Source organism: Streptomyces sp. SID11385 (genome assembly GCF_010548245.1).
Lineage (GTDB): Bacteria > Actinomycetota > Actinomycetes > Streptomycetales > Streptomycetaceae > Streptomyces.
The window spans coordinates 1-6,188 of record NZ_JAAGLR010000197.1 but is presented as its reverse complement, the minus strand read 5'-3'; the positions used below and the strand labels follow the sequence as shown (position 1 = coordinate 6,188).

General features: G+C 72.2%; 3 protein-coding genes. All 3 read right to left on the bottom strand.

What is annotated here, in order from left to right:
- Window positions 1-331: 331 nt before the first annotated feature.
- Window positions 332-2,257: an ATP-dependent zinc metalloprotease FtsH gene (gene ftsH, locus G3I42_RS06265; protein WP_164283157.1), complete on the bottom strand. Its 1,926-nt coding sequence runs from the start codon at window positions 2,255-2,257 to the stop codon at window positions 332-334.
- A 590-nt stretch (window positions 2,258-2,847) separates the two neighbouring features.
- Entirely contained in the window at window positions 2,848-4,389 is a 1,542-nt protein-coding gene (gene ffh / locus G3I42_RS06260; protein WP_164283155.1) for a signal recognition particle protein, read from the bottom strand.
- A 323-nt stretch (window positions 4,390-4,712) separates the two neighbouring features.
- A partial coding sequence (locus G3I42_RS06255; RefSeq protein ID WP_164283153.1) for an HD domain-containing protein occupies window positions 4,713-6,188 on the bottom strand: 1,476 nt, incomplete at its 5' end.

The following is a 6,188-nucleotide window of genomic DNA, read 5'->3' as shown; positions in this document are numbered from 1 at the left end:
CCACGCCGTGTGACACCCGCGACGTCGCGCGCGCAGTCGGCACCGCGTCGCGTCCCCGTCCACGTCGCGTCTCCGCCCCGTACGCGACGTCGCGGGCAGGCCGCGCCGCGCCAGCCCCGTCGCCGCCCCGTACGCGACGTCGCATATGCCACGTCGCACAAGCAGCCGTCGCCAACGTCGCGCCACTGGGGCTCGGACGTCGCGACGTCAGCGTGACGTGGCGTACCGCCGTCGGCCGCGGCGTCTGCGCGTGGCGTCCGCCGCGCGGCGTATCCCTTCGCCGCGACGGGGCCGGTTTCGGCCACGCGGACGCCTTCGCCGGTATCGCGATTCAGTCGGTCTTGGCGAGGCGGGGGATGCCCGCGGCGCGGTAGGCGTCGGCCTCGTCGAGGGTCTCGCTCTCCAGGAGGGCGCCGGCGAGGGCGTCGAGTTGGGTGCGGTGTTCCTGGAGGGTGCGCAGGGCGTGGGCGTAGCACTCGTCGACGATGCGGCGCATTTCCTCGTCGATGGTGTCGAGCGTCGCGGGCGCGGCGGCGAGGCCGTAGGGCTGCTGGCCGTCGTTGGGGAGGGCGGAGAGTCTCCCGACGCGTTCACTCATGCCCCAGCGGCCCACCATGCCGCGCGCGAGGTTGGTGACCTGCTCGAGGTCGCTCTCGGCGCCGGTCGTGATGACGCCGAAGACGAGTTGTTCGGCCGCCATGCCGCCCAGGGCGCCGATGATGCGGCCGCGCAGGTATTCCTCCGTATAGGCGTACTTGTCGGCGTCCGGGGTCGAGAGGGTGACGCCGAGGGCGCGGCCGCGCGGCACGATCGTGATCTTTCGGACGGGGTCGGCGCCGGGTTGCAGCATGCCGAGGAGGGCGTGGCCGCTCTCGTGGTACGCCGTCCTGCGCCGTTCCTCGCCGGGCATGACGAGGCTGCGTTCGGCACCGAGCTGGACCTTCTCCAGGGCGCCGGTGAAGTCGGGCATGGTCACGTCCTGCTTGCGGCGTTTGACGGCGAGGAGGGCGGCCTCGTTGGCGAGGTTGGCGAGGTCGGCGCCGGTCATGCCGGGGGTGATGCGGGCGACCTGGGCGAGGTCGACGTCGGGGGCGAGCGGGATGCCGCGGGTGTGGATACGCAGGATCGCCTCGCGGCCTTCGCGGTCCGGGGGGCTGACGACGACGGTGCGGTCGAAGCGGCCGGGGCGGGTGAGGGCGGGGTCCAGGACATCGGCGCGGTTCGTCGCGGCGATGACGACGACGCCCTCCGAGCCGGAGAAGCCGTCCATCTCGGTGAGGATCTGGTTGAGGGTCTGCTCGCGCTCGTCGTGGCCGCCGAGCCCGGAGCCGCCGCCCCGTGCGCGACCGATCGTGTCGATCTCGTCGATGAAAATGATCGACGGCGCCACCTTGCGCGCCTCGGCGAACAGTTCCCGCACGCGGCTCGCGCCGACGCCGACGATCATCTCGATGAACTCGGAGGCGGAAGCGGAGAAGAAGGGTACGTTCGCCTCGCCCGCCACGGCGCGTGCGAGCAGCGTCTTTCCCGTGCCGGGCGGGCCGGTGAGCAGGACGCCGCGCGGCATCTTCGCGCCCATGGCGCGGTAGGCGTCGGGATGCTTGAGGAAGTCGACGACGTCGTTCAGCTCACCCTCGACCTCGTCGATGCCCGCGACGTCGGCAAAGGTCGTGCGTTTGCCGCCCTCCATCTCGATCGGTTTCGGCGGCTGCTTGCGGCCGAGCATTCCGCCGGCGCCACCGAGGCCGGAACTGACCCGGCGCGCGATGAACAGCCACAGCACGATGATCAGAATCATCGGCGCCAGTGAGATGAGCAGATTGGTCAGCAGACTGCGTTCCTGCACGACGGGGCGCGCGGTGACGGTGACCTTGTGGCGTTCGAGATCTGCCCAGATCTTGTCATCGGCAAAAGAAGGGCGCTGCGTCGTGAACTTCTTGTAGTCCCCGTCGCCGTCCGCGTCCTTCGGTTTCGGCTTGGACTTGCGCAGTTCGCCTTGGATCGAGTCGCCTTTGGAGTAGATCTTGTCGACGTTGTTGTCGGCGACCTGCTTGCTGAACTCGGTGTACGAAATCGTGGTGTCGTCGTCGTGGTTGACCAGCGTGAGGATCAGGTTGGTCAGGAGATAGACGACGAGCGCGGCGATGATGATCCGCCCCCAGGGCGGCTTCCGTTTCGGCGGCGGCGGCGGTGGCGGTGCCCCCTCCGAGCGCCACGGCTGGTCCGTCCGGTCGCGCGGGGGTACGGGATTGCTCACGCGTGCTCCTTCGCCGCCGGAACGGGTCCACCCCCGCATGCCTTGATCCGGACATTAACGGAGGTATGCCGCGCCAGCTCCCCGGCTTCGGCCGGACAGGGGGCGGGCGAGGAGATGGGGGTGACGGTTGGGACGGAGGGGGACGCCGCGTGCGTTCGGGAGCTGGGACACGTCGCGTACGTGCCACGTCGCGGACGAAACGACGGGCACGTCGCATCGTCGCGGACGGAAACGACGGGCACGTCGCGTCGTCGCGTGCGGGCGGCAATGACGCGACGTCGCGCACGCGCACAGGGCGACGCGTCGTGGCGTAGGGGGCCGGACGCCGCGCAGCCACGCGACGTCGCCGACGTCGCGGCGGGACGCATGGCCCCCCGCGGCGCGCGGCGTCGCGTGGTCACATATGGCCGTACGTCGCGCGGACCCGCGCCGTACGGCGCGCCCCTGCCGCGTCACGCCGCGCCGTCACGTGGCCCGCCCGCGGCGCCGAACGCGGCGTCCCGCTCGCGAAGCGTCGCCGCATGCGTGAGGGCGGGGCATCCCCTCTTCAGGGGGCGCCCCGCCCTCACGTACGACGGTCCGAGGGCCAATCAGCCCATGAACTTCTTGAACTCGTCCGGCAGCTCGAAGGCCCCGCCGCCCTGCTGGGCGTCGTCCTGACCGCCAAGCGCGGCTTGGGCGCGGCGTTCGGCGGCGGCCTGCTCCTCCGCCTTGCGCTTCATCGGGTTGCCACTGCGGCGCTTGCCCTTGGCCTGCTTCTGCTGCTTTTTCTGGCGGCCCGGGCCACCGCCCATGCCCGGCATGCCGGGCAGCCCGGGCATGCCGCCGCCCTGCGCCATGCGCGACATCATCTTCCGCGCCTCGAAGAAGCGCTCCACGAGGTTCTTCACCGCGCTGACCTCGACGCCGGAGCCCTTGGCGATACGGGCACGGCGCGAGCCGTTGATGATCGTCGCGTCCGCGCGCTCGGCCGGCGTCATCGACTTGATGATGGCGGCGGTGCGGTCGATGTCGCGCTCGTCGAGGTTGTTGATCTGGTCCTTGATCTGGCCCATGCCGGGCAGCATGCCGAGCAGCTTGGAGATGGAGCCCATCTTGCGGACCTGCTCCATCTGGGCGAGGAAGTCGTCGAGCGTGAACTCCTTCGGACCCTTCTGCAGCTTGCGGGCCATTTCTTCGGCCTCTTGCTGGCTGAAGGTCCGCTCGGCCTGCTCGATGAGCGTGAGCACGTCGCCCATGTCGAGGATGCGCGACGCCATGCGGTCCGGGTGGAACGCGTCGAAGTCCTCGAGCTTCTCGCCGTTGGAGGCGAACATGACCTGCTTGCCGGTGACGTGCGCGATCGAGAGCGCCGCACCGCCGCGCGCGTCGCCGTCGAGCTTCGAGAGCACGACGCCGTCGAAACCGACCCCGTCACGGAACGCCTCGGCGGTGTTCACCGCGTCTTGGCCGATCATCGCGTCGACGACGAAGAGGATCTCGTCCGGGCTGACGGCGTCGCGGATGTCCGCGGCCTGCTGCATCAGCTCCTGGTCGATGCCGAGTCGCCCGGCGGTGTCGACGATCACGACGTCGTACTGCTTCGTCCGCGCGTACTCGACGGAGTCCTTCGCGACCTGGACGGGGTCGCCGACGCCGTTGCCGGGCTGCGGCGCGTAGATGCCGACGCCCGCGCGCTCGGCGACGACGCTGAGCTGGTTGACGGCGTTGGGGCGCTGGAGGTCGCAGGCGACGAGCAGCGGCGAGTGGCCCTGCCCCTGGAGCCAGCGGCCGAGCTTGCCCGCGAGGGTCGTCTTACCGGCACCCTGGAGACCCGCGAGCATGATCACGGTCGGGGGCTGCTTCGCGAAGCGGAGGCGACGCGTCTCGCCGCCGAGGATGCCGACGAGCTCCTCGTTGACGATCTTGATGACCTGCTGCGCGGGGTTGAGTGCCCTGGAGACCTCTTCGCCGAGGGCGCGCTCCTTGACCTTCTTGATGAAGGCGCGCACGACGGGAAGCGCGACGTCGGCTTCGAGGAGCGCGATGCGGATTTCCCGCGCGGTGGCATCGATGTCCGCCTCGGACAGCCGCCCCTTGCCACGGAGGCTCTTGAAAGTCGCTGAGAGGCGATCGGAGAGGGTATCGAACACGGCGCTCGTCGGTCCTCGGGGTCGGGGGCAGGGGTAATCGCTGTCTAGGGTATCCGCCCTGCCGCGAACGAAAGCCGTCGCGGGGGAACGGGGGCTCTGTTCCGGGACGGGCGAGAACGCGAACGTCGCGGCAGCGGGGTGTTACGTGGGGGCGCGACGCCGCGTGGGGGGACGCGAGACGTCGCGTCGGCGGGCCGACGCCGCATGGGAAACGGGAGGACGCCGCGCGCCGCGTGGGGCCTCGCGACGACGCTCCGTACGCGGCGTCCCTCGACCGCGACGTCGCGCACCTTCGTACGCGACGTCCCCGCGTCGTCAGCGCCTCAGCCCAGCGTGCGTTCCAGTTCCGCGGCGAGCGCCGACGCGACGTCGGGGGCGAGAGGGCCGCCGTCGGGGCCCGTGACGTAGAAGGCGTCGACGGCGTTGGCGCCGAGGGTGCTGGCGTGGGCGCTGCGTACCCGTACCCCCGCGTTCTCCAGCGCCAGGCCGAGACGGTGCAGCAGACCGGGGGCGTCCTGGGCGCGGACCTCGATGACCGTCGCGCTGCGGGAGGCGGCGGGGGCGACGCGTACCCGGGGCGGCGGTACGGAGAGGCCCTTGCGGCGTGGGTACGCCGCGTCGCGCTCCGCGAGGCGGCCCCGGATGTCGAGGCTGCCGTCCAGGGCGCGGACGAGGTCGGCGCGCAGTCGCGTCGCCTGGGGCAGCGAGCCGTACGCGGCGGACACGCGCCAGTCCAGGACGAGAACGGCGGTGACGTCGCCCACGCGCGCTTCGCCGGACGCGACGTCGCGCGGGACGTCGCGCGCCGTGCGCAGTTCACCGGGGATCTCCGTGCTCCGGAATTCGGCGGTGCGGACCGTGAGCCGGTGCATCGCGAGGACGCCGGCGACGGCGGGCAGGACGCCGGGCTGGTCCGGCACCGCGACGAGCAGTTCGACGCCCACGGGGGCCTGTGCCTCGGCCTCAGCGTCCCCGAGCTCTTCCTCCTGACGGGTGCGAAGGGTCAGGACGGGGCCCGCGGTGCGGTACGCCTCGACGGCGAGCCGTTCCTGCTCCGCGGTGAGCGCCGCGGGCTCCGGCTCGGGGGGCTCGGCGCCGGAGAGCGCGGCGGCGACGCGGCCGGCGAGGTCGTCGACGAGCGCGGCGCGCCACGAGGACCACGCCGCATGGCCCGTCGCAAGGGCGTCGGCCTCCGTGAGGGCGTGCAGCAGTTCCAGCGTCGCGGCGTCGCGCACGGCCTCCGCCACGGCGCGCACCGTCGCGGGATCGTCCAGGTCACGTCGCGTCGCGGTCTCGACGAGCAGCAGGTGATGACGCACGACTGTCGCGAGCGTCGCGACGTCCGCCGCGTCGAAGCCGATACGTGCCGCGACGTCGCGCACGATGATCTCGCCGGCCACGGAGTGGTCGCCCGGCCATCCCTTGCCGAGGTCGTGGAGCAGCGCCGCGACGAGCAGCAGGTCGGGGCGCGAGACGCGACGGGTGAGCGCGGCGGCGCGCACCGCCGTCTCGACGAGGTGGCGGTCGACGGTCCAGGTGTGGACGGCGTTGCGCTGCGGGCGGCAGCGTACGCGTTCCCAGTCGGGCAGCAGTCCGGTGACGAGCCCGCCCGCCTCCAGCGCCTCCCAGACCTCGACGGTGGGGCGTCCCGCGCCGAGCAGGGTGACCAGCTCCTCGCGGGCCTCGGCCGGCCAGGGCGCCGGAAGCGGTGGGCAGGCGGTCGCGAGGCGGCGTACGGCGTGGGGGGACAGCGGGAGGGCGGCCTGTGCGGCAGCCGCCGCGGCGCGCAGCGGCAGGAC